Source organism: Methylocaldum gracile, assembly GCF_053646815.1.
The window spans coordinates 4,985,017-5,008,681 of the sequence record NZ_CM132196.1 but is presented as its reverse complement, the minus strand read 5'-3'; the positions used below and the strand labels follow the sequence as shown (position 1 = coordinate 5,008,681).

The window sequence follows — 23,665 nt, the reverse complement described above, 5'->3', positions numbered from 1 at the left end:
TAACCCACCCTACAAGTCTACAGATCGATCACGAGCCGGTTCAGATTCGGTGCCTTGATGAGATCGCCGTCGATCTCGCACGGTTTGCCGTCGGCGTGGGCTTGCCGCGCGCCGGGATAGCGAAGGACGATCCGTTTCGGCGCGGTTCCGGTCACGCTCAGATCGACCGTTACCCGCGATTCGTTGCGGCGGGCTTTGAGACTGACTGTTCCGAAGCAGGTCGGTAGCTCGTTCAGCGTAATGCCTTCGCCTTCCCACCAGGCATCGGGGACGGCTCGAAAAAGTTCGAGCGTGCCGCCGTTTTCCCTAACCAACATGCGGCGGATCGCGGTGGCGAATTCGGCGCCGATCCAGGTGTGAGGCATATCGCCGATATAGTCCGGCACGCGCGGGTCGGCCCAGACGACCTCGGCCCAATGACGCCAACCGGCGGGTCTTCGCCAGGTGAGCGCATCCCCGAGGAGCCGGAAGGCCTCCTCGGTTCGACCCAGCGCCACGAGCGCGTTCAGATTGCGAATCTCGTACGGCGTAAAGCCCCCTTCGAAACCGGGCGCCCGGATTACCTCGAGATGATCGCGATAAAGGTCATAAGTCGCCTGGAGATACTCGGCCGGAAGCACATCCTCCACACGGCAGGGTTCGAAAGCGATGGAGGTCGACGTGGGATCGACATCCTCGCGATCGGCGGAGGCATGGACCAGCCCCGAACCGAGCTCTTCGGTCGTCATTCGCAATGAGCGGGCCAGGTTTGCGGCGAACTCCTGTTCCTTGGTTTCGGCCAGGTTCGCGATTTCCGCATCGCCGATCTCGGCGGCCAGATAGGCGCAGTCGCGCCACGCCCGCAACGCGAAAAAGTTGTCCCAGTAGCTGTAGGTCGGCTTGTTGTAACCCTCGTGGCTGATGGATGGCGCCAAAAGCCCATGGAACCGCGTTTCGGGCCCGTGCAGCGCATTGGTTCGCGCGCAGAGTTCCTCGATGAATCGGGTGGCCCGGACGACGGGTTCGAAAATGGCTTCGAGAAAGGCGCGATCCCGGCTGAAGCGATAGGTGTCGGCTGCGATCGCCACGAACTGGCCCTGGGCGTCGAATTCGATGTCGCTGCCGTAGCCGCGGTTCACGCTGCCGTCGGGATTGAGGATAGGCGGGACCATGCCGTTGTCGTAGATGCGTTTCGAGTACCACAGCACGTAGCGCTCGGCCTCTTCGATCAAACCGGCGTAGAGCAGGGCGAGGGCTTGCGAGGAGCCGTCGCGTATCCAGGTTCGGTCGTAATTGCGCGGACCGGGCTTGAAGGCATAGCGGGTGGCGTTCACCAGGATGAGTCCCGTCTGTGCCTCGACCGTATCGCTGACTTCGCGGTCTCCCACCGTGATTCTGCGCGGGCCGATCTTCTCGCGCCAAACTCGAGCGACCTTCTCGCGAATGCTGGCGAAGTCGACCTCCGTGTCGGGTGCGATACCGTCCCTGAGCGGAGCCGATACGACGAAGGAAGCGGTCTCGCCCGGATCCAGGGAAAAGTCGAACTCGCATGCGGCACTCAGGAGACCGGAATCGGAATGCAAGCAGCGTTCGGTGTGCTGCGGCTGGTTCTCGATCAGTTTCACCACGTCTCCGTCGTGAAATTCGGCGATCGTCGCGACATCGGGGGCACTCGAAAAACCGGCATACCACCCATCGTTGACCCGAACCTCCTTTCCGTCGATGGCTATCGAGTTGATGATCGCGTGTCCGCCGTGTTGCCAATACGGGTTGATTTGGGCGGGGCGCAGCGCGAGGACGAGCGCCCCTTGCTGCGGCACGCCGGCGCGGTTCGTGATGCGGTACTCGACTATCGCTTGCCCTGCATCGGCGAGGGCGGTCGCCCTAAGTTCCACCTCCCGCGCCGACCACGCGACGGAAGGAATGGGCAGCGCGCCGTCGGCCAGCGTTTGAGTGATCGCGGAAGCGCCGGGCGCGCCGTGAAGCGTTCCGTCCAGTCGAAACAACGGCATGAGTTGGCCGGAACCGGGGCGGGGCTCGAGATTGCCGTATTCGTCGAAAAGGGCATCCTCGGACCGATCGATCTCCCCGAGCACGGTCCAATAGACCTGCCGCTCCAGAAGAGCCTGCGGATAAAGATCGCTGCGCGCCACTTGCGCCGCGCGCTCCAGTTGGCCGATCGGCATTCTGTCCTTGTTCAGGATGCGGAGCTTGAGTTCGTCGACGACAGCCCCTTCCGGACTGCTTGCCTCGTGAACCGTGAAGCTAAGATAGCGGCTCGTGGTGGATCGCCAATAAAAGCTGTCGTAGTCGCCGTTGCCGAGGATGATGCGGCCGACCTCCCGAAAGTTCTCGCCGTCGTCGGAAAGCTCGACCGAAAAGTCGGTTCCGTAAGTCTCTCCCCATTGGACCAGCACGCCGAGCGGCGATCGCGTATACCCGAAATCGACGGTAATGCTCTCGCCTGGAGGAATCTTGACCGGCCCACGGCCCAACGCCGCGATTCGCCCCGGCTCTTGCACCGACGCGGCCTCGCCCGGACCGTACAGGTTGATTTCGACGATTTCGAGGCCCCGCTCCGGCTCCGGATCGGCGCAAGTCCAGCGCACGAATCGAGCCTCCGTCGGCGGAAACGCGAAGACGTCTTGACCGCCCTCGCCGTGGCGGGTGGCACAAAGAGGCGTCCACGCTTCGCCGTCGAGCGAGGACCCGAAGGAATATACCTTGGGCGCATGCCTGCCCCAGTAAACCTCGAGTCCTCCGAGGATCGCGATCCGGCCGAAATCGATCTCGAGCCAGGGGGCCACCGACGGTTCGGAGACCCATCGCGTCGAGTAGGAGTCGTCGATGGCGGCTCGGGGATCGCCGCCGCTGGCAGTCACCGTCCATCGGCCTTTGTAGGGGACATTCATGCGCACTCCGCAGTCGGGTGTAGTGAGTTGGCTCAGAAGATTAACACCATTGCAGCGCTGATCCGACTGCTGGCTTCACCCTTCCGCGGCAGGCGGCTCGAGGTATTCTTGCGCCACAGTTTCGTGCAGAAAGAGATAGCCGAATCCTCGGCACATCCACTGCGCACGGAATACCGGTGAAGACGTCAACTTCGCCCCATGCCATGCCCTTGTTTTCGAAGAAAGCCAATGATCAACGAGTTGACACGCTCGGGCGCGTCCGCCTGAACCCAGTGACTCGCCTCGGGGATGCGTTCGACCCGGATATTCGGAACCCATCGTTCCAAACCCTGGGTCAGCCCGATACCGAGATAGCGATCCTGCGCACCCCAGATCAAAAGTGTCGGCGCATGAATGGGGCGGATCTGCCGCCGGAATCGGAGAAGGTTGCGGCGGAACAGGGCACGGTAATAATGAATCGCCGCAGTCAGCGCGCCCGGCTGCGCCAGGGCTTGCTTGTAGCACTGAATGTCGGCTTCGGTGAACGCATCGGGCCGCACCGGATCGGTCCGCAATATCCGGCCTAATCCGGCATAATCATCCGCTCGAATCAGCCTTTCGGGCAGCCACGGGAGCTGGAAGAAGAATACGTACCAGGACTTCCGCAACTGCGCCGGCGTCCTGAGTTCCTGAAAGAAACGCTCCGGATGCGGGGCATTCAGGACGATCAAATTCTCTACCGCCTGCGGATGGCGCATGGCCAGAAACCAGGCGATGGCACCGCCCCAATCATGTCCGACCACCGCGCATCGCTCTTGGCCCAGCGCGTGAATGATCGCGAGCACGTCGTCCGCCAGGGTTTCCAGGCGATAAGGCCTGATTCCAGCGGGTTTTTCGGACTCGTTGTAGCCGCGGAGATCCGGGGCGACTACGCGAAAGCCCGCTCCCGCCAGCGCCGGGATTTGGTGACGCCATGAGTACCAGAATTCCGGAAATCCGTGCAGCAACACGACAAGAGGCCCGGTTCCGGCTTCCACCCAGTGCAGGCGTATTCCGTTGACTACCGCGTAGCGGTGATTCCAGTGCCGGGATGATGCCTCTCCGGGTGCCATACCTTATCGATAGCTGCTGCGCGGAAGTCAGCTGTGCGAGGTCCCCGGCTTCTCGGCGAGGAGGGCCCGCAGCGCGGCCTTGGGCTCGTCGAGAAGGGGGCGGCCATGGTCGAAGCAGAGCACCGCGAAGTCCAGGTCCAGCAAATTCCGCACGCTCTGCCGGGTTAGCGCCGGGTTCTCGTGATACTCGGCCGGAACAAAGGCCAAGGCCTCGCCGGCTCCGTGCGACAGAAGATCCGGGCAAAACAGGATGCCGGGACGCTTCGGCAAGAAGAAGGCGTAATGCGCGGTTTCGGGTCCCGGCGTGTGGATCGCCCGAAGGCCCCCCGGCAGAACATCGCCTGCCCGGTAGCGCAGGTCCGGTTCCTCGTCCATGGGCCGCGTGCCGTCGGGCGCATACACCTTCACGCCCAAACGACGGCGGTAATGCCAGGCGGCCCGCTGATGGCAGGCGGCGGTGAGGCAAATCGCCTCCACCGGCCCTAAGCGTTCGAGGACCGCTGTCTCGACCCTCAAGGGATCGATAAGGACCATGCGGTCACCCGACGCGATGGCGTGCGCATCACTCTCGTAACCGATACGATCATCCTGCACGGACCAGCGCCACACCCCGGGCACCACGGTTTCGATCGTTGCCGCAATGGCTTTCGGTTCGGACATCACACTTCCTTTCGGATCGTCTTCTTTGTTTAGACGCCGGCCTCATCCGTATGCTCCTGTCGGTCGCGCGGCGTGCTCGATCGCGCCACTTCGCACGGTGATCGGCGAATAGCCGACGGAATTTCCGAATCACCCGCAATCCGTTCGGCCGCCTTTTTCATTTCGGTAACACTCGCGTGCAACTCCCTTTCGGGAGACGAGTCTGATTAGTCAGGCGAGCGCAGTACGGAACACTCCGAGGAGAATGCCATGAAGCGGAACTCAACACTGTACGGGGCGGCCGTGGGGGCCGCGTTGATGTATTTGCTCGACCCGGATCGCGGGCGATATCGCCGGGCCGTTCTCCGCGACAAGACGACGAGCAGCATGAACCGATTCGATGACGCGTTTCAGGTGGCCCTGCGCGACCTTCGCAATCGCGCGGTCGGCATGGTCGCGGAGCTCAACGGGTGGCTGACGGCGGGGCCTGTCCCCGACGACTTGCTGGTTGATAGGGTACGGTCCAATATCGGACGGGTGGTCTCCCATCCCAAAGTCATCGACGTCAAGGTGCAGGACGGTTTTGTGACGCTCTCCGGTCCGGTACTGGCGCATGAGCACAAGCCGCTCTACCGGTGTGTGGCCTCGGTACGCGGAGTCAGGGGTGTGGACGATCGGCTGGAAGTACATGAGACCGCGGAGCAGATCCCCGAACTTCAGGGCGGAGTTCCGCGCCGCCGGATACGCCCGGACATCTTGCAGGAGAACTGGGCGCCGGCCACCCGGCTGATCGCCGGCGCAACCGGAACCACCCTGGCGGTCAATGCCCTGCGGCATGCGAGTCCGCTCACGGCCGTTTTGGGTTTGGCGGGTTCCACCCTGATCCTGCGGGCACTGACCAACAAACCGCTCACGGGCGGACCGAGCGTCGCCGAGGGCTACCGTCCCGAGGCAATTCAATCGCCTCGCCCCGCACCCGAGACGACCCAGCAGCCTCCCCCGTCCGAACGGGAGGAAGCGCTCCATTAAGAAGAGAGACGAAGGATGAAAGTCCTCATACTCAGTTCAGACTATTTCGAGGATGCCGAACTCCTCGTGCCGTACTACCGGCTGAAAGAGGAGGGAATTCCGGTCGAGATCGCTTCCGACAAAACCGGGACGATCATCGGCAAGCACGGCTACGAAGTGGCGGTCGACAAGAAGCTTTCGGAAATCGTTCCGCAAGATTACGACGTTCTTCTGCTCCCCGGCGGCAAAGCGCCGGCCGCATTGCGGGAGGAACCCTCGGCCTTGGCGATCGCCAAGGCTTTCATGCAGAACGATCGGCCGGTAGCGGCCGTTTGCCACGGGCCGCAGATCCTGATTTCGGCCGGTGTGCTGAAAAATCGGCACGCCACTTGTTATCGGGCCGTCGCGGACGAAATGAGGCAAGCCGGAGCCCATTATGAAGACCGGGAGGTCGTCGTGGACGGCAATCTGGTAACGTCGAGACAACCCGCGGATCTCCCGGCGTTCATGCGGGAATTCATGAAGCTCCTGAAAAACAGGGCTTCTCGTTGATACGGAAGAATTACCGGAACAGCCATGAATACCGAACAAGCCCGCTTGCGGGAACTCCAAATGCAAATGGAGGAATGGCAAGCCGAACTCGACCGGCTGGAAGCGTGGCCAGCGACCCGGCTCGAGCAAAAGGAGCGGATCGAGGCGCTAAGGGAAAAACTGCGGATCGGCGCGGAACAGCTGAGCGAGTGGCGCGGCGGCGGACGCTTGGAAATACCTTAAACGCAACCGGGGCTAGCGATGAAACCCGGTGTCTTCAGCAGTGCTCGTAAATCCTATGGATACACTTTTCGAAAACCGCACGGATGCCGGACGCCAGCTGGCGCAGGCTTTGGGCGCTTACGCCGGCCGTTCCGACCTGATCGTGCTCGCCCTGCCCCGCGGCGGGGTGCCCGTGGCTTACGAAGTCGCCCGTGCCCTGAAAGCGCCGTTGGACCTCTTGATCGTGCGCAAGCTGGGAACACCCGGCAATCCGGAGCTGGCCATGGGCGCGATCGCCAGCGGAGGCGCATCCGTGCTGAACCGCGATGTGGTATCGATCTACCGGATCAGCGACGAAGTTATCGAGAACGCCGCCGCGAAAGAGCGCCAGGAACTGGAGCGCCGCGAGCGGCTTTACCGGGGTGATCGTCCGTACCCCGATATCGAGAACCGCTGCATCATCGTGGTGGACGACGGCATCGCCACGGGAGCGACCATGCGCGCCGGCCTCGCCGCCCTGCGCCAGCGAAACCCGGCTTGCATCGTGGTCGCCGTGCCGCTGGCGCCGGTGGATACGGTGGAGCGTTTGCGCGCCGAAGTCGACGAGGTGGTCTGCTTGATGACTCCCGAGCCGTTTTTTGCAGTGGGTCAAGGATACCGGGACTTTTCCCAGACCACCGATGACGAGGTTCGGGAGATTCTTACCCGAGCCTGGGGCGAGACATCGGATTAAACAAGCTTTTTGTTCGGCAGGGAGATGAAGAGATGAATCAAGCCGCACCCTCGGATTCCATTGAATTTCCGGTAGGTCCGGCGGGCGTGACGCTGTCCGGCTCGCTGTTCATTCCGGACCAGCCTCAAGGACTCGTGATCTTCGCCCACGGCAGCGGCAGCAGCCGGTTCAGCCCGCGCAACCGCGCCGTCGCCGATTTCCTCAACCGCGCCGACCTCGCTACGCTGCTGTTCGATCTTCTCACCGCGGAGGAACACGAGGTCGACCAGTACACCCGTCAATTCCGTTTCGACATCGGCCTTTTGACCGACCGCCTGGTGGGCGCGATCGACTGGGCCACGCAATACGAATTGACCACCGACCTTTCCTTCGGATTGTTCGGCGCCAGCACCGGTGCGGCGGCGGCGCTCCGGGCCGCGGCCGAGCGTCCGGAATCGGTGGCGGCCGTGGTATCGCGGGGCGGACGGCCGGATCTCGCGGAGGAGCGATTGCCCGAGGTTCTGGCACCCACGCTCCTGATCGTCGGCGGTTACGACGATGTGGTCATCGAGCTCAACCGCCTGGCGGCGGAGCGCATGAATGCCGTGAACCGGCTGGAGATAGTCCCCGGCGCGACCCATCTGTTCGAGGAACCCGGCACGCTGGAAAAGGTGGAAGAACTCGCCCGCGACTGGTTCCTGAAGTATCTGCGTCGATGAACCGCGGCCCGCTTCGCCTGTTCGCGCTGAGCGAAAGCCGGACATTGGGAGAAAACATCGCCCGCGCATTGGGTTCTGACTTGTCCTTAGTCGAGGAAAAAGATTTCGACGACGGCGAGCACAAGGCGTATCCGGCCGAGAACGTGCGGGACTCCGACGTATTCGTGGTGCAATCGCTGTACGACGAGCCCGGCAAGACCGTCAACGACAAACTGTGCCGCCTGTGGTTTTTTGTCGGTGCGCTCAAGGATGCGTCCGCCGCCTCGGTGACTGCGGTCGTGCCGTATTTGGCCTATGCTCGGGCCGACCGGAAAACCCGGCCGCGCGAACCGGTCACGCTGCGTTATGTGGCGCAGCTGTTCGAGGCCGCGGGCGCGGACCGGGTTATCACCCTCGACGTCCACGATCTGGCGGGTTTTCAGAATGCCTTCCGCTGCCGGACCGACCATTTGGAAGCCGGGAAGCTGCTGATCGAGCATTTCGCGGCGAAACTCCACGGAGACGTGGCCGTGGTCTCGCCCGACGCAGGTGGGCTCAAACGGGCAGAGAGCTTCCGCCGCAAGTTGTCCCGGCGGCTCGGCGCGACTGTCGGCAGCGCCCTCATGGAAAAGTACCGCAGCGATGACACGGTACGCGGTGCGATTCTGGCGGGAAATGTGCGCGGCAAAACGGCCCTCATCGTCGATGACATGATCAGCACCGGCGGCACCGTAGCGCGCGCCGCCCAGGTTTGCCGCGAACAAGGCGCCTTAGCCGTCCACGTCGCCTCAACCCACGGGCTGTTCGTCGGCGAGGCCGCGAGCGTCGTGGCCGATCCCGTCCTGGACAGCCTGGCCGTCACCGACAGCGTTCCGCTTTTCAGGCTTCCTCCGGAAACGGCTCAGGGGAAGCTGACGGTCATCCCGATCGCGCCGCTGTTCGCGGAAGCCGTCCGGCAGATCCATGCCGGCGGTTCCGTCAGCGCGTTGATGGAGGATTGAAAGAGCCGGCCGAAACCGCTGAGCGCCCAACAAGTAAGTCGGGAATCCTTTCCCGACGTTAACGGGTCGGCACGCAGGCTTGTCGGCAAAGGATTGCCGACCTACTAACTTCGTTCAGCACATCCTACGGACGGGTCCGTCGGCCAAGGATTGCCGACCTGCGAACCTGAGCTTGGATCGATAAACGCCAGCCCGGGTTAATGTTTGCCGCCTTTATGTCCGCCCTTGCGCGTCGGCTCGCGATCCTCTTCTTTTCCGTGACCGCTGCCGCCCCGCTTTTTCCCGCCGCCGTGAATTTTGTTCACCGTGGCCCACGCGCGCCGCTCGGCCTCCTCTTCGGGGACGCCGCGCGATTCGTAACCTTCCTCGATGTGCCGAGCCTGCCGTTTCTGCTTCTCGGTGTACTTTTCTTTACTTCCTCTGGCCATAGCCCTGTCCTCTGCCGTTCGGACCGATGTTCGAATGGGAACAAGCCGACCTTGGTCGAACTTATTCCAAACCGTTTTCGAGAAGGAATTCATGTTTGTAGGGTGGGTTAGGCCGCGAGGCCGTAACCCGCCGAGCGGCCTCGGACCTGTCCTGAGCCAAGTCGAAGGGTCGGTGGGCTACGCGGAGCCTGTCCTGAGCCTGTCGAAGGGCTAACCCGCCATCGATGGGTTTCGCTTCGCTCTACCCATCCTACGATGAATGTTCACTCGAACGCCGGATAAAATTAGACCGGCTCAGGGCCGACGAGTTTGGTCTGGCCGGTGAGTCTTATGACGGCGCCGGCCGCGAACTCGCATGGGAATCCGGCGGTCTCAGTTGAGGAAGTCCTATCGTGGAATTCTTACGGCAACTGGAGTTTCGAGCGTCATGACAAGCGTTCTCATCACGGGGAGCAACCGCGGATTGGGGCTGGAATGGTGCCGCCAATACGCCCAGGCCGGATGGCAGGTCTTCGCTACCTGCCGATACCCCGACGAGGCGGATGAATTGGCGCGGTTGGCGGACCGTTACAGAGCCGTGCGCATCCACCAGCTGGACGTGACGAACGCCGGCCGGATCGTTGCCTTAGCCGAGGAACTGCGGGAAACGCCCATCGATCTCCTGCTCAACAATGCCGGGGTTTATACCGAGAAATACCTGCCCTTGAACGCGCCCCTCAATTACGATGACTGGGCATACACGTTTCAGGTCAACACCATGGGTCCGCTCCGCATCACCAAGGCATTCGTCGAATCTCTGGCGCGCAGCGAAAAGCGGTTGGTGGTGGCGATCACCAGTCATATGGGCTCCATTGCCGAGATCGACAGCCCCGGCAGTTACTTCTACCGATCCAGCAAGGCCGCGCTGAACGCGGTGATGAAGGGACTCTCGCTGGAACTCAAGCCGTTGAACATCGGCGTGCTTCTATTTCACCCCGGCTGGGTGGGGACTCGGATGGGCGGCACCGGCGCGCCTTTGACGCCGGAAGAAAGCGTGCGCGGCATGCGAAAGCTCATCGACAAGTTCACGCTGGCGGATACCGGCCGTTTCTTTCGCTATGACGGCACCGAGATCCCCTGGTAAGAAATGCGCCCGGCTCGTGCGATGCCGACCGCTCCTCGGAACCGGAGTCATATAGCGCTCGCGGCGGCTTTCGCCAAGCGATGGGCAGCTTGATTGTGCTCTCGCGGCACTGCGCACAGGTCGAGCCGCTCGAACCGACGGGCCAAACGGCGGATTGCGGCGAATCGATGATCGTGCGGGTGCCGCTGCCAGAGCTGAACCAGAGCGGGGCAGTCGGTGTGTACTCGGAGAACGGTCCCGCGGGACTCCAATGCCAGCTCCAAAGCCCGTTCCAACGCCCCGATCTCGGTTTCGAAGGGTGGGAGAACGGACGGCACCCGCCCGGCGCTCTTCGCCACGACTTCTCCATGAGCATCGGTCACGATCGCCCCGATTCCGTTCGCTGCGCCCGAAGCCGTGCGGACGCTCGAGCCGTCGCACCAGGCTGAAAATCCTTCCGGGGGAAGCGGGCTCGCATAAACCAGCCAAATCAGGCGATCGCGGATTTGCAGGATCGTTTGCGCCCGCGCGGGTTGTAGGCGCACCTGCCGCGCGCTGCGCTGCCGGATGCGTTCGGCTAGCGCTGCCGGACCTGCCTGCTTGGCCGCAGCGATCAGCTCGGCCGTATCCGAGTCCGCGTCGAGCAGCCCATCGATCATCCGGTTGAGATGTCGGGATTCGTTGCGACTGGTATTCATCACCGGTTGGAGTCGGGAAGAGGGAGCAAGTTTTCCTGCCCACGCCCACAGACGCCGCCGGACGCTGATTTCGCGACTCGCATTTTTTCCTAGCGTTTTCGGAAACGGTCTAGCCTGAATATTTCATCAGGACCTCAGTGAAGGTAGGAGGCCGGTCGCGTTCTGGGTTCGGGACCAGAAAAAGGCGTGTTGAGTGCTCGTTTGGGGTGAAAGTCTGAATTTCAGGCAAACGTCCCCCTTACCCCCAGAGAATCAACGTGCCGGGGAACCCACTCGGCCCGGCTCAGCCGGGGGCAAAGCGCTCGGCGATGTGCCAGAACAGCGCCTGCCAGGGGTAAGCATTCGGCAACAGGAAGCGAATGCGACGGGTATTTCGAAGGATCACGCCACCGATTTTGAGGAGCTTGCCCCTGAGAGTGGAACACTGCGCCCGAGCGAGTTCGGTACCGGCGAGGCCGAGGCGACGAAGGGCTTCCAACAAGAGGTAGCCGAGCGAGGCGAGCAGCAGCCGGAATTGGTTGGCCCACCAGACGTGACAACTGGTGCGGTCCGCGAACAAGCCGAGTTGCTGTTCCTTGATCCGGTTTTCCATGTCGCCCCGCGCACAATAGACGTCTTCGTACAGCGCTTGGGAGTCGCCCGCCAGGTTGGTGACCAGGAACCTTGGATTTTCGCCTTGGGGTCCATGCTCGGCTTTGAGGATCACCTGGCGGGGGTGTTTCCAGGTGCCGGCGGTATAGGCAAACTCACCGAAGACCCGCTGTTTTTCCGAGGTGGCGGCAAATTGGGTTTGCGCTGCCTGGCGCCAAGGCGCCGCAAGCTTCAAAAGGCGGTTGTTCTTGGCCAGGCCCACGAGATAACCGACGCCGTGGCGTTCGCACCAGGCCAGAATCCGCCGTCGGCAGAAGCCCGAATCGGCCCGGAAGATGATTTTCACCTCGGGCCAGACGGCACGCAGCCGTTGCACCAGAGCTTTCAGGATCGCCCCGGCGTGCTTGGCCGCGTCGATCTTCGAGGGCCTGAGATAGCTGACCAACAACTGATCGCCGCAAAAGACGTAAAGCGGCAGGAAGCAATAGTGGTCATAGTAGCCATGGAAGAACCGGCCTTCCTGATGCCCATGGACCGGATCATCGGTCGCGTCGAAATCCAGGATGAGCTGATCCGGCGGCGTCGGAAATGAAGCGATGAACTGCTCGACAAACACCTCATGGATCGCCAGGGCCGCCGCCCGATCCATCCGGTTTTCCAAGCGGCACAAGGTGGGGCTGGAGGCACCGGGCGACAGCCGTTCACAGGCCGTCTGCAACGCCAGGTCATGGCGCCAGGTGTCGTGATCGTTGAGGTCTTCATAGCCTTGGCACAGGCCATAAACCCGCTGTCGCAGCAGGTGGAGCACGGCGTGGGCACACCGGCTGGGATCACGCGGGTCCTTCAAGCGTTGGGCCACGCTGTCCAGCAAACCCAGCTTGCGATCGACCTGCCGCAACAGCAGCACTCCGGCATCGCTGGTCACAGCGCCCCCGTCGAAGGCCACATCGATGCGGCGGCGTGCCACGGGCGCAAACAGCTCGATTTGTCCGGTACAATGTGTCACGGCGGAATCTCCTCACAAATTCGATGTCAGCAGTTGAATTTTAAGGGCTTTTCGATTCCGCCACCCCTCCTTTCATGAAATATCCAGGCTAGTGCCTGCTCTCCTTGGTAAAGCCAACGGCCGTTGGTTTTTCATGTCTGGATTATTTCAAAAATGGAAACATTATCGTAAATAAAAAGACTTTTATGATGTTTAATTAAACTATCTGATCTAATCCATAAGAAATCGTTATTAAACAAAAGGAACAATCGTGACGATACTGATACTAACTGGATGTACATCAGCAAGGGGAAATCACTATGACGAGCGTTGAAATATTCTTGGCATTGGTATTTTTCGGCACCACCGGCGGGTCCATCGGGTTCTGCCTGAAGAATTACGACCGGATGGACGATAAGGACAAACAATGAGCAAGCGTTCGCGCCATACGCGCATAAAAAGCCGGGGTTTGGAAGCCCCGGCTTTTTTATGTCGAACAAGAACCCGGCGGCTCGAATGACGAATGCCCGCCAATCGCCTTCGATCGCGGGCTGAAGCCTGTCTTGAGCTGTGTCGAAAGGCCCGCTCCCGCAAGAAATTATCCATAATCCGCATCCGGGCGCCTCTGATCAGACAAGCGTGACCCTGCCGAAAGACCGAAGAGCGTTTTGCGGCATTCTTCACGCATTTTCATGTCTGAATGATCAAATCACTTTGAAAAAAGCCATCGGCTTTTTCACTCCGGCTCGAGAGGCACGCAATGCCCGAAACGATTGTGATCGTTCACAATAAGGTCCCGGCCCGAATCCGCATCCGGGTGCCTCTGATCAGAAATAAGCGGACTATGGCCGAGCTGCTCAAGCAAAGCCTGCTCGGGGACGCTCAGGCGAGGGGGATCTACCATGCCGAACCGAACATCACTACGGGGACCTTTCTGATCAAATATCACCCCGCCCTGCATACCGAGGCGGAGGTCATCGATCGGGTCCGGGCCATTGCACGGAACATCTCCGCCGGAACCATCGAGATTACCGCCAAGCACAAGAATCCCAAGCTCGGCAAGATGCAACCGCAGGCCTTTTTCACGCGGGAGCTGTTCGTGAGCATCGGCGGGAATGTCATTGCGGGACTCGTATTGGCGGCTCTGATCGCCCGCGGATAGTACGTCTGTCTGCCGGATCCGTGTCGATACGAGTCTTTCTATCCGGCGCATGGCCCGCCGAAACGGACCGGCCCGGTTCGGATGCGCGAACGACAATTCGTGGTTTTGCGGGAAGAGCCCGTGTCGCATCGGAAATCCGCTTCGGGGTGCAAGATTCCGCGCCCGCGGCGGATATTCGAATGAACCGCCCGGATATCGTACTCTTTCCTTTTTCGGCGACGGCCATTGCCATTTTGTTGGAGGCTCCGGCGGTGCTGGCGTGGCCGAGCGGAATAGCGGACGATAATCCGGATCGTCAGGCAAAAAGTTATTCGTTTGCCGGAATCGGAGAGAGAACCGTAGGAGCGCTTCACGCCATAAACATGAATGATGCAGCGAACGGAGAGGCGCGTTCATGATCGACGGAATACGCGTACCCATCGATTCGGAGTCGCAAATTCTAATCGCTCGGCAGCAGGCCCGATTGTTGGCGGCGGAGCTGGGCTTCTGGTCGGTCGAACAAAGCTTTATCGCCATGGCCATCTCGGAGGTGGCCCTCAACATCCTTCAGTACGCCGGAAAAGGCGAAGTCATTCTGAGCAAGGCTCAAAAGAACGGCAGCCAGGGCATCGTCGTCGTGGCCCGCGACGATGGGCCGGGTATTCCCGATGTCGAATTGGCCATGCAGGAGGGATATTCGACGAGCGGGGGAGCCGGGCTGGGTCTGGCGGGTGCCAAGCGGCTGATGGACGAGTTCGAGGTCGTGTCCGACGTCGGGAAAGGGACGACCGTGACGATGAAGAAATGGGTGCGGTAGGTTGCGGTCCAGCGGTCTATGGGTGAAGCGCCGCAGGCCGACTTCCGGCGGATTGAATTGAGCGGCGGTCCGGGAGTCCAATAGCCGAGCAAGTCGTTATTTTGCCCCGTGAAAATGCAGCGTTTTTCCGGCCAGATGCCGTACCGCCGTGTCTTGGAGACATGCAATGAATGACGAAACGGTCGAGAGTGAACTCGCGGCCCAATACACGGCAGCATTGCGCGACTATTTGGCCGGCGTGGAAGGAAATCCTTTACTGCGGGCCTATCGGCTGGGACGCCAGGCCGTGGCGGAGAATTTGAGCCTCTCGGCGGTGGCCGCGATTCATCATAAAGCGCTGGCGGGCCTTTCGGCTCGAGCCATCGCTCCTTCCGAAGGCGTCGATGTTGAATTGCAGGCGGAGGTATTTTTTCGAGAGACGCTCGCGCCTTTCGAAAGGACGTCGCGCAGCCATGATGACGCCATGACCCGAATGCGCCTGCTCAACGAGAGTTTGGAAAGGACCAATAAGCGCCTGACCGAGATCTACCGCGACAAGGAACAAGCCATCGCCGAATTGAGCCAAAGCGAGGAAGCCTTGCGCATGTGTCACCTCGAGCTGGAAAAGCAGGCGAAGACGCAGAGCATGGAGCTTACAACGGCCAAAGCGACCCTGCATGCGGAGATCGCCGAACGCAAGCTCACCGAAATCGCTCTCAGGGAAAGCGAAGCCCGGTTCCGGGCGATTTTCGAGCGGGCCGGCATCGGCATCGCACTCTTGGACAAGAACGGAAGGATCAGGGAATGCAATTTCGCCCTGCAGGAGATGCTGGGCTTTAGTGCCGAGGAGCTGCACGGCCGGGTCATTTTCGACCTGAGCTACCCGGACGATCTCGAAGTCAGCATTCAGCGGTTCAAGGGCTTGGTCGAGGGGAAATACAAGCACTATAGCCTGGAAAAGCGCTTTATCCGGAAAAACGGCACGGTGGTCTGGGTCCGCAAGATCGTTTCCGGAACCTACGGGTTCAGGGGCGAACTGCAATTCGCCATCGATATGGTCGAGGACATCACCGAAAGCAAGGTCGCCGAGGAGTCTTTGCGGGAAAGCGAGGCCCGGTTCCGTCAGATCGTCGATATGACTTGCGAGTGGATCTGGGAACAGGATGCGGAAGGCCGCTACACCTATTCCAGCACCGCGGTTAAAAGTATTCTCGGTTATGACGCCGAGGAAATCATCGGAAAACCCTATTACGAGCTCTTCTTCCCGGAAGACAGAGAACGCTCTGCGGTGCTGGCACCGGAACTGATCGCTCGCGAAGAGTCCTTTGTTCGCCTGATCAACCGGTATCAGCATAAGGACGGCCGCGAAGTGTTTACCGAATCGACCGGCATCCCGCTCTCCGACAGCCGGGGCCACTTGCTGAGGTGGCGCGGGGTGGATAACGACGTTACCGAACGCAAACGCTTCGTGGACGCCCTAAGGCTTAGGGACCGGGCCATCGCCGCGTCCAGCGTGGGTATCATCATCACCGATCCCCATCAGCCGGGGAATCCCATCATCTACGCCAATCCCGCCTTCATCCAGATGACGGGCCGCAGCCGGGACGAGGTGGTCGGGTGGAATCCCCGCTTTCTGCAAGGTCCGGAAACCGATCCGAAGGCGATCGAGGAGATTCGGAAAGCCGTATGGGAAGAGCGTGATTGCCATCTGACGCTGAAAAATTACCGCAAGGACGGCACGCCGTTTTGGAACGAGCTGTTCATTTCTCCGGTGAGGGACGAAAACGGCCGGGTGACCCATTTTATCGGCACCCAGACCGACGTCACGGCATTGCGGCGCATCGAGGAAGAGCGTCACGAAATGGAAATCGCAAGGCAGATCCAGTTGTCCCTCTTGCCGAGCGTTCCGTTGCGGATGGAAGGCGCTCAGGTGGCAGGGTATTGCCTGCCGGCGGTCCATGTCGGCGGCGATTATTTCGACTATTTCGCCACCGAAGAGGGGGTCGATATCGTGATCGCCGACGTGTCCGGGCACTCGGTGGGCGCCGCTCTGATCATGGCCGAAACCCGCAGCACGCTGAAAATGGGAACCGACTGGATGGCGAAAGGACAGGCGAGGCTCCGCAACGGCGCAAAAAGGACTCTGTCGGTCTTGAATGATCTCCTGTTCGAGGATTTGAACCAGGCCAGCTTTTTCATCTCCATGTTCTACCTGAGCTACCGTTCGGATACCCGGCGGATCAGCTACGCCAATGCGGGGCACAACCGTCCGCTGTTGCTGCGTAAAGGCGAGCGGAACTGCACGGAACTGGATGCCGAGGGGCTCATTTTGGGGGTAAAGAAAGGAGTGATCTTCGAAGAGAAAGCACTCGCCTTGAACGAGGGCGATATGGTGCTTCTCTATACCGATGGGATTACCGAGGCGCGCAATAAACAAGGGGAGTTTTTCGGCGAGTCCCGTCTCTGCGAGCTCGTTATCGCGCATGCTCAGGCATCCCCTCAAGAGCTGATCCAGATTATCGTCGACGAGCTCGGCGTGTTTTGTCAAAGCCGGTCCTTCGATGACGACATTTCTCTCGTGGTGCTGAAAGCACTTTAAGCCGAGGAGCGTTTTTCGAATGCCGGGGGTCCAATGATTGGATTTTCGACTTATCAAAGAGGTGGCTTGTGTCCACGCCGATTCGGACCGGAGCTTCGGATATTGCCGCGAAAGAACCGCCCTTGTTCAGTCTGAAGCGTCTGGTGCTGGTACTGGCGAGCTATGCGGCGCTCTACCTGACGGCTCGCTGGTATGAGGGGACTTACGCGTGGTCGACCGGGCTCGACGCTTTTGCGCCGGAGTTCGAGACCTACTGGATGAATCTCTTTTACGCCGAAATCTTGGTGGAAACGATCGTGGCCGCTCTTCTTTGGGGCTGGCTATGGCGGAGCCGGGATCGCAATTTGGAGAGGTACTGGGCGCACTTCATCGACACCGAGACGGCGCTGTCCAGAGCGAAAGGCGAAGCCTTGCGCGAACTGTTATGGAAAACGCGTGATCGCGATGTCGTGACATTGACCCCGCGCGAGGAGCTGCGCCGGAACATGACCCACCTGATCTGGCTGGCCGCTTATGCGTGGGCTTTCTATTGGGGAACCAGCTTCTTCACGGAGCAGGATGCGACCTGGCATCAAACGGTCGTGCGCGACACCGACTTTACCCCCAATCACATCATCGTGTTCTACATGAGCTACCCCGTTTACATCATTACCGGCTGGGGTGCCTTTCTGTACGCGAAGACGCGCCTGCCATACTTCGCCAAGGGATTTTCCGTGCCCTACCTGTTTTCCGTGGTCGGCCCGTTCACGCTTTTGCCGAACGTCGGTTACAACGAATGGGGTCACACCTTCTGGTTCATGGAAGAAGTGTTCGTAGCGCCCCTGCACTACGGCTTCGTCGTTTTCGCCTGGTTCGCGCTGTCGATCGGCGGCGTATTGCTGCAGGTGTTTGCCAGCATTTTGTATCTGATCAAAAAAGACTTATCGCCCGAGCCGGATTCGCGACCAACGCCGAACGGCTGAAAGCGCTAGATCACGGCGGCGTGAAAGTGGTTGCCTTGGGGGCCGACATCGAGAATCATTGCGACATCGCCGTCGTCCGGTCTCGGCTCAAGACCGGCCGTGGCAAGAATTGCTTTAGCACCGACTCTTTATCATCGACCGATGGAGCAAAGGGCATGGATACATTCATGCAGGCTGCGTTCGAAGAAGCCGAGAAGGGATTGCAGACCGGGGGAATACCGATCGGATCGGTGCTGATGCATCGGGATCGCATCATCGGTCGCGGCCACAACCGGCGCGTACAGCAGGGGAGCCCCATTTTGCATGCGGAAATGGACGCCTTGGCGAATGCCGGACGTCAGCCCGCATCGGTTTATCGCGAGAGCACGCTTTATACGACGCTATCGCCCTGCGCCATGTGCACGGGAGCGATTTTGCTGTACCAAATTCCCAGGGTCGTGATCGGCGAGAACCGGACATTCCTCGGTGAAGAGGAACTGCTGCGGTCGCGCGGCATTTCCGTCGAGGTACGCAACGACCCCGACTGTATTCGCCTCATGTCGCGCTTCATCGAGACTCACCCCGAGCTGTGGGGAGAAGATATCGGTGTCTAAAACGAGCTCAAACTATTAACCCGGCCTATGAATATAGGCCGGGTTAATCCGGGGCAGGGTTTCCTTAGCGCGGCGACAAGCGAGTGAGCTAAGGCCTAAGCGTGTACCGGCCTGGGCGGCGGCCCGAAATACCAGGAGGGTATTTACGGGCCTGACTATTAACCCGGCCTATAAATATAGGCCGGGTTAATCCGGGGCAAGGATGCCCCGGCGCGGCGACAAGCCGCGTGAGCCCAGGCCGGGCGTGTACCGGCCTGGGCGGCGGCCCGAAATACCAGGAGGGTATTTACGGGCCTGATTAATAGGGTGATCGCGCTACGGGGCAACGCCCCTCGTGAGTCGTAGGTCGGCAATCCATTGCCGACAAACTGTGTCTGTCAGGATGGAGCCCCGCCCCTTACGGGTTGTAGGTCGATACTCCCTTGCCGACAACCGCTAGAGCATTTTTATACCTACTGTACGGGCATTCTGCGTAGGTCGGGAATCCCTTCCCGACGCCGAAGCCGCCCTTCCCGACGGTGCAGTTGGGCCAGCGGGTTCGTCGGCAAAGGATTGCCGACCTACGAAAGCTTGAGTCGATCTACCCTGGCCGAAGGCGCCAACGACTCCGGCCAGGCCTGTTTTGCCGTAGAGCGAGATGAAAACGCTCTAAAACGCGGACAGCCGGCGTATTCTCCATGGAAGCGCCTGCATGACCTTGGGAAACCGGCGCGTCACGACCTCGCCGATACCGCCGCGCGCAGTCACCATGTAGCGGTGGAGCGGCAAGGCTTCCGTCCTCATGCTCAGCGGCAGCGCGGCCGTCTTGACGGCGCAGCTGTCCAGCCATTCGATTCCGGTGCCTAGGAGGTCCGCATCGTCATGGAGGCGGTGAATGCCCTCCAAATCCAGCAGAAAACCCGGACCGCATCGGGCATAGGGCGGACTCTCGTCGTAGGCCATCTTGAACCCGAAGCATCCCGGAGGCGCGAGGAAGGCGCTGCGCGCCGCGACCAGCCTGTCGCCGACCCGCAAAGTAAGCAGCGAGAGGCGCTTACGGCGGTGCGCCTCTTTGAGAATGTCCTTGGCGATCGCAGCGCCATCGGGCATGGATGCCATGGAGGTGCCGATCTTTCCCTTCCATTGGCTGAATTCCAGGGAGATGAATTCGTCGAAAAGACGGTCGACGTCGTCGGATCTGTCGAGATCGGCGACCCGTACCGGTCCTAGATCCTCGAGCAGGCGGCGCAAGCGCCTGAGATGTCGGCGCCGTTTGCCCGACAGTACGCGTGCGAAATAGGTCTCGGCATCCGTTTGGCGGCGGTACAGGTGCGATTCGCGGACATCATGTACATGGCACAATCGATGGTCCTCGGTAAGCCAGCACTCGGCCGCGCGGAGGATCTCGCTGTCGCCGGGCAGGTCCTTGAACAGGATGATAGTCGGCGGGTGCTGCCGGGCGAGCAGCCATCGGCCCAATGCCGCCAGGCTGTTGCCGACCGCCCCGTAGCGGAGCAGCGGCGTGCGGCGCAGCGTCCAACGATAGGCGTCCTGCCACGGACGCAGACAGCGAACCGGGCACAGCGGGTGAAGCAGTGTCTGCTCGAACGGAAAGAATCCGATCAGCGTTTCGGGCGCTTCCGAACCGCTGTCGTCGGTCCCGTGAACGAGCAGAAAACGCAGGCGTCGCTTGCTTTTCGAGGCCTTGAGCAGCGGCAGAAAATACCACGGTTCGTAGAAAGGATTGGGGTGCGCCGCTTTTTCCGCCAGGTCTTCGAGAGCCTCGCGATGGTGTTCGATGCCTTCGATCGTGTCGATGACGGTGACCGAACCTAGGCGCGCATCCCCGAACGGAAATATACTCGGCCGAGAGACGCCGCGCGCGGCTCGGGCAGTTCGGTTCAACCAGTCATTCCTGCCCGTCGAGTGCCGTTTCAATACCCGCCTCCGAGCGTCCCGCGCGGGACAAGGGTTTGCGCAGTCCTTTCATGTTTGGAGGAGTGGAGCGCTCTCGAACCCTATCGGGCTCGATTGGAAACCTGATCACATCGTCGGGAGGAGAGAGGAATCTTGTTTGCTCTCGGTTCGACAGGATCGGCTCGGGGCCGGAAATGCGTGATGACTCGTTCATGGAATCCCTTCGCAGAAAACGTAAAGAACGTCAGTGTAGAAGCCTTGGCGTCCCTGATCATGAAATAATGGGATTTGGACAAAATGTCGTCAAGAGGCGATCCGAAACGATCATCGAGGTGCCGAGCCATGCGTGTTACCGTTCGATCCCGATTTAAACCGAGCGTGCCGGCGGCTCTGCTGGCCGCGCTGGCGGGTTGCGCTTCGCAGCCGGATTTGGGGTCGTCCGGCCGGTGGGTGGACCTCACCCATTCTTTTTCTGCCGAGACCGTGTACTGGCCCACTGCGACGCCCTTCCGTCTGGAACCGGTGTTTGTCGGGACGACCGAAAAGGGCTTTCATTACGAGGCCTATCAGTTCCAAGCGGCGGAACATGGCGGCACTCATCTGGATGCCTCGAATCATTTTTCCGCTCACGGTCTCGCGGTCGACCGGATTCCGCTCGACCGGCTGATCGGTCCAGCCGTCGTGATCGACGTATCGTCCAAAGCCGCGAAAAATCCCGATTACAGGGTGGGCCAAGACGATTTTGCCGCTTGGGAAAAGAGCCACGGACCGATACCCGAAGAGGCGATCGTATTGCTGCATACGGGCTATGGCCGGTTTTGGCCGGACCCGGTCAAGTATTTGGGTACCGCCGAGCGGGGCGAGGCGGCGGTGGCGAAACTCCACTTTCCCGGCCTGGCCCCCGAAGCCGCGCGCTGGTTGGCCGAACGGCGCCGCATCAAAGCCGTCGGATTGGATACGGCGAGCATCGACTATGGGCAGTCATCGCATTTCGAGGCCCATAGAATTCTCTCGGAAAAGCGCATTCCGATTTTCGAAAACGTCGCCCGGCTCGGCGAACTGCCCACGACGGGCGCCATGGTGGTGGCCCTGCCGATGAAGATCGAGGGCGGCAGCGGCGCGCCTCTCCGGATTATCGCGTGGGTGCCTGGAAAGAATCGATAAGGCGGTTGCGGGACTAATTTACGGCTTGTGGGAGCGGGCTAAAGTGAAGTAGGTCGGCAATCCTTTGCCGACGCACCGGGTCGACAACGGGCTTGGTCGGCAAAGGGTTGCCGACCTACGACCTGTCGTTTCCCGGTTCATGACTTCCGGTCCTGCCCGGCATCCGCTGCGAAAAACGATATCCCCTGCGCCAGCGGAAGAGCCTCTCCCCAATTGATGGTATTGGTCTGCCGCCGCATGTACATCTTCCAGGCATCGGAACCCGCTTCGCGACCGCCTCCGGTATCTTTCTCGCCGCCGAAGGCTCCGCCGATTTCGGCGCCCGACGTGCCGACATTGACATTGGCGATACCGCAGTCGCTGCCCGAAGCCGACAGGAACCGCTCGGCCGATCTGAGATTCAGCGTGAACAGCGACGAGGACAGTCCTTGCGATGCGCTGTTCTGCAGGGCGATCGCCTCTTCCAGACGGCGGAACGTCATCACGTAGACGATAGGCGCGAAGGTTTCGCGTTGCACGATGTCCCAGTGGTTTTCCGCCCGGATCAAGGTCGGCTCGACAAAGCAGCCGGGCCGATCGAGCACCCGGCCGCCGTAGAGCACCTCGCCGCCCTGGCGCCGTGCTGCATGCACGGCGTTACGGTACGCCTCGACGGCCGCCGGGTCGATGAGGGGGCCCATGAGGGTCGAAGGGTCCAGGGGATCGCCGATCCGCACTTGGCCGTAAGCCCGGATCAGCCTCTCGACCAGTTCGTCATGGACGTCCTCGTGGACGATCAGCCGCCGAATGCTGGTGCAGCGCTGGCCGGCCGTTCCCACCGCACCGAACACGATGGCCTGGAGCGCGAGGTTCAGGTCGGCGGTCTCGTCGACGATGACGGCATTGTTGCCGGACAGCTCCAGAAGGCTCCGCCCCAAGCGTTCGGCGACTTTCACCGCCACCTGGCGGCCCACGGCCGTGGAACCGGTGAAGGAGATCAAGGGCAGCCGCGCATCGCGGACGAAACGGTCCAGCAATTCCGGATTTTCCGGCAAGAAGGTGGAAAAGATACCCGGATACCCCATCTCCGCCACGGCTCGGTCGCACAGGTGCTGGACCGCCATGGCGCAAAGAGGCGTCTTGGGGGATGGCTTCCAGACCACGGTATCGCCGCACACCGCCGCGACGAACGCATTCCAGGACCAAACCGCCACCGGGAAATTGAAGCCCGTGATGACGCCTATCGGCCCCAAGGGATGCCATTGCTCGTAGAGCCGGTGTTCGGGGCGCTCGGAAGGCATCGTGATCCCGTACAACATGCGCGACAGCCCGACGGCATAGTCGGCCATGTCGATCATCTCCTGCACCTCGCCATCCCCTTCCGCCTTGATCTTTCCCGTTTCGAGCGCCACCAGGCTGCCCAACGCATCCTTGTGTTCGCGCAAGGCATCGCCGATCCGGCGGACCAGCTCGCCCCGCTCGGGCGCCGGGACCAGGCGCCACTCCTCGTAGGCTTTCCGGGCCTCTTCCAGCACGGTTTCGTACTGCGCTTCCGAGCACAGCGTGACTTCGGCGATAATCTCGCCGGTAGCCGGATTGCAGGAGCTTAGCCGCGGAGCATCGCGAGCCTCCAGCCATCCTTCGTAGGCGGCATAGCTGCCGACGTTGACGTCCAGAAGATGCAAAGTCTCGAACAGTCGATCCTTGAAGGCGTTGTCGTGAGTGTGCATAAGTATTTTCCGGTTTGAGGCATAGAGCCTTGTGCCAGTTAGATTCGGGGCGGCAGGGAGAGGTTCGGATAGCCGAGATCATCAACCTTCCGAGACTTCGGCTGTCTAATCTATCGTAGGTCGGCAATCCCTTGCCGACACCGGGGTCGACAAGCGGGTTCGTCGGCAAGGGATTGCCGACCTACGAAATCTGTCAATCGCCTCGAGT

Annotated in this window: 22 protein-coding genes; 14 read left to right on the top strand and 8 right to left on the bottom strand. The window is 60.9% G+C overall.

Annotated elements, in window-relative coordinates:
• Positions 1–17: 17 nt before the first annotated feature.
• The 3 genes from ACWJJK_RS22355 to ACWJJK_RS22345 form a co-directional block, all read right to left on the bottom strand.
• A complete protein-coding gene (locus ACWJJK_RS22355; protein WP_156879872.1) occupies positions 18–2,891 on the bottom strand; it encodes a discoidin domain-containing protein in 2,874 nt (957 codons plus the stop codon).
• 185 nt (positions 2,892–3,076) lie between these two features.
• Complete coding sequence (locus ACWJJK_RS22350; protein ID WP_156879871.1) at positions 3,077–3,982, bottom strand: alpha/beta hydrolase; 906 nt, start codon at positions 3,980–3,982, stop codon at positions 3,077–3,079.
• A gap of 27 nt (positions 3,983–4,009) precedes the next feature.
• On the bottom strand, positions 4,010–4,642 hold the full coding sequence (locus ACWJJK_RS22345; protein WP_156879870.1) for an MBL fold metallo-hydrolase: 633 nt from the start codon (positions 4,640–4,642) through the stop codon (positions 4,010–4,012).
• A gap of 249 nt (positions 4,643–4,891) precedes the next feature.
• Between ACWJJK_RS22345 and ACWJJK_RS22340 the strand changes: the two genes are divergently transcribed.
• The 6 genes from ACWJJK_RS22340 to ACWJJK_RS22315 are packed head-to-tail and all read left to right on the top strand — an operon-like array spanning position 4,892 to position 8,793.
• Positions 4,892–5,650, top strand: a complete 759-nt coding sequence (locus ACWJJK_RS22340; RefSeq protein WP_077730939.1) for a BON domain-containing protein — start codon at positions 4,892–4,894, stop codon at positions 5,648–5,650.
• Between the two features lie 15 nt (positions 5,651–5,665).
• Entirely contained in the window at positions 5,666–6,181 is a 516-nt protein-coding gene (locus tag ACWJJK_RS22335; RefSeq protein ID WP_077730938.1) for a type 1 glutamine amidotransferase domain-containing protein, read from the top strand.
• Between the two features lie 24 nt (positions 6,182–6,205).
• The gene (locus ACWJJK_RS22330) at positions 6,206–6,403 is read left to right on the top strand and encodes a hypothetical protein (protein ID WP_133716281.1); all 198 of its coding nucleotides are present in this window, start codon (positions 6,206–6,208) and stop codon (positions 6,401–6,403) included.
• 55 nt (positions 6,404–6,458) lie between these two features.
• The gene (locus tag ACWJJK_RS22325) at positions 6,459–7,115 is read left to right on the top strand and encodes a phosphoribosyltransferase (protein WP_156879869.1); all 657 of its coding nucleotides are present in this window, start codon (positions 6,459–6,461) and stop codon (positions 7,113–7,115) included.
• A gap of 32 nt (positions 7,116–7,147) precedes the next feature.
• The gene (locus tag ACWJJK_RS22320; RefSeq protein WP_077730935.1) at positions 7,148–7,813 is read left to right on the top strand and encodes a dienelactone hydrolase family protein; all 666 of its coding nucleotides are present in this window, start codon (positions 7,148–7,150) and stop codon (positions 7,811–7,813) included.
• Positions 7,810–8,793, top strand: a complete 984-nt coding sequence (locus ACWJJK_RS22315; RefSeq protein ID WP_156879868.1) for a ribose-phosphate diphosphokinase — start codon at positions 7,810–7,812, stop codon at positions 8,791–8,793. The genes ACWJJK_RS22320 and ACWJJK_RS22315 overlap by 4 nt, the downstream gene beginning before the upstream one ends.
• Before the next feature lie 197 nt (positions 8,794–8,990).
• Here the strand turns inward: ACWJJK_RS22315 and ACWJJK_RS22310 are convergent, their stop codons facing one another.
• Positions 8,991–9,221: a hypothetical protein gene (locus ACWJJK_RS22310; RefSeq protein WP_205780798.1), complete on the bottom strand. Its 231-nt coding sequence runs from the start codon at positions 9,219–9,221 to the stop codon at positions 8,991–8,993.
• Between the two features lie 427 nt (positions 9,222–9,648).
• Between ACWJJK_RS22310 and ACWJJK_RS22305 the strand changes: the two genes are divergently transcribed.
• Entirely contained in the window at positions 9,649–10,344 is a 696-nt protein-coding gene (locus ACWJJK_RS22305; RefSeq protein ID WP_077730933.1) for an SDR family oxidoreductase, read from the top strand.
• A 47-nt stretch (positions 10,345–10,391) separates the two neighbouring features.
• Here ACWJJK_RS22305 and ACWJJK_RS22300 read toward each other — a convergent pair whose 3' ends face one another.
• Together ACWJJK_RS22300 and ACWJJK_RS22295 are read right to left on the bottom strand one after the other, a co-directional pair.
• Positions 10,392–11,021, bottom strand: a complete 630-nt coding sequence (locus ACWJJK_RS22300) for a ribonuclease H family protein (RefSeq protein WP_168175448.1) — start codon at positions 11,019–11,021, stop codon at positions 10,392–10,394.
• A 283-nt stretch (positions 11,022–11,304) separates the two neighbouring features.
• Entirely contained in the window at positions 11,305–12,618 is a 1,314-nt protein-coding gene (locus tag ACWJJK_RS22295; protein ID WP_133719256.1) for an IS1380 family transposase, read from the bottom strand.
• A 739-nt stretch (positions 12,619–13,357) separates the two neighbouring features.
• Between ACWJJK_RS22295 and ACWJJK_RS22290 the strand changes: the two genes are divergently transcribed.
• The 6 genes from ACWJJK_RS22290 (at position 13,358) to ACWJJK_RS22265 (ending at position 18,688) form a co-directional block, all read left to right on the top strand.
• Positions 13,358–13,759 carry a hypothetical protein gene (locus tag ACWJJK_RS22290; protein WP_077730931.1) on the top strand — a complete coding sequence of 134 codons (402 nt, stop codon included), beginning with the start codon at positions 13,358–13,360 and terminating at the stop codon, positions 13,757–13,759.
• Between the two features lie 179 nt (positions 13,760–13,938).
• On the top strand, positions 13,939–14,157 hold the full coding sequence (locus ACWJJK_RS22285; protein WP_077730930.1) for a hypothetical protein: 219 nt from the start codon (positions 13,939–13,941) through the stop codon (positions 14,155–14,157).
• Positions 14,154–14,555, top strand: a complete 402-nt coding sequence (locus ACWJJK_RS22280; protein WP_077730929.1) for an ATP-binding protein — start codon at positions 14,154–14,156, stop codon at positions 14,553–14,555. The genes ACWJJK_RS22285 and ACWJJK_RS22280 overlap by 4 nt, the downstream gene beginning before the upstream one ends.
• Positions 14,556–14,721: 166 nt before the next feature.
• A complete protein-coding gene (locus ACWJJK_RS22275; protein ID WP_156881835.1) occupies positions 14,722–17,133 on the top strand; it encodes a PAS domain S-box protein in 2,412 nt (803 codons plus the stop codon).
• Positions 17,134–17,201: 68 nt separating this feature from the next.
• Positions 17,202–18,095 (top strand): methane monooxygenase/ammonia monooxygenase subunit C, encoded by an 894-nt coding sequence (locus tag ACWJJK_RS22270; protein ID WP_240502553.1) that lies wholly within the window; start codon positions 17,202–17,204, stop codon positions 18,093–18,095.
• Positions 18,096–18,250: 155 nt separating this feature from the next.
• Positions 18,251–18,688 (top strand): nucleoside deaminase, encoded by a 438-nt coding sequence (locus tag ACWJJK_RS22265; protein ID WP_086134849.1) that lies wholly within the window; start codon positions 18,251–18,253, stop codon positions 18,686–18,688.
• A 648-nt stretch (positions 18,689–19,336) separates the two neighbouring features.
• Here the strand turns inward: ACWJJK_RS22265 and ACWJJK_RS22260 are convergent.
• Entirely contained in the window at positions 19,337–20,572 is a 1,236-nt protein-coding gene (locus ACWJJK_RS22260; RefSeq protein ID WP_454128501.1) for a GNAT family N-acetyltransferase, read from the bottom strand.
• A gap of 354 nt (positions 20,573–20,926) precedes the next feature.
• Between ACWJJK_RS22260 and ACWJJK_RS22255 the strand changes: the two genes are divergently transcribed.
• Positions 20,927–21,748, top strand: a complete 822-nt coding sequence (locus ACWJJK_RS22255) for a cyclase family protein (RefSeq protein ID WP_156881833.1) — start codon at positions 20,927–20,929, stop codon at positions 21,746–21,748.
• 137 nt (positions 21,749–21,885) lie between these two features.
• On the opposite strand, the gene amaB is transcribed toward ACWJJK_RS22255, so the two are convergent.
• Positions 21,886–23,457 carry an L-piperidine-6-carboxylate dehydrogenase gene (amaB, locus tag ACWJJK_RS22250; RefSeq protein ID WP_156881832.1) on the bottom strand — a complete coding sequence of 524 codons (1,572 nt, stop codon included), beginning with the start codon at positions 23,455–23,457 and terminating at the stop codon, positions 21,886–21,888.
• Positions 23,458–23,665: the final 208 nt, after the last annotated feature.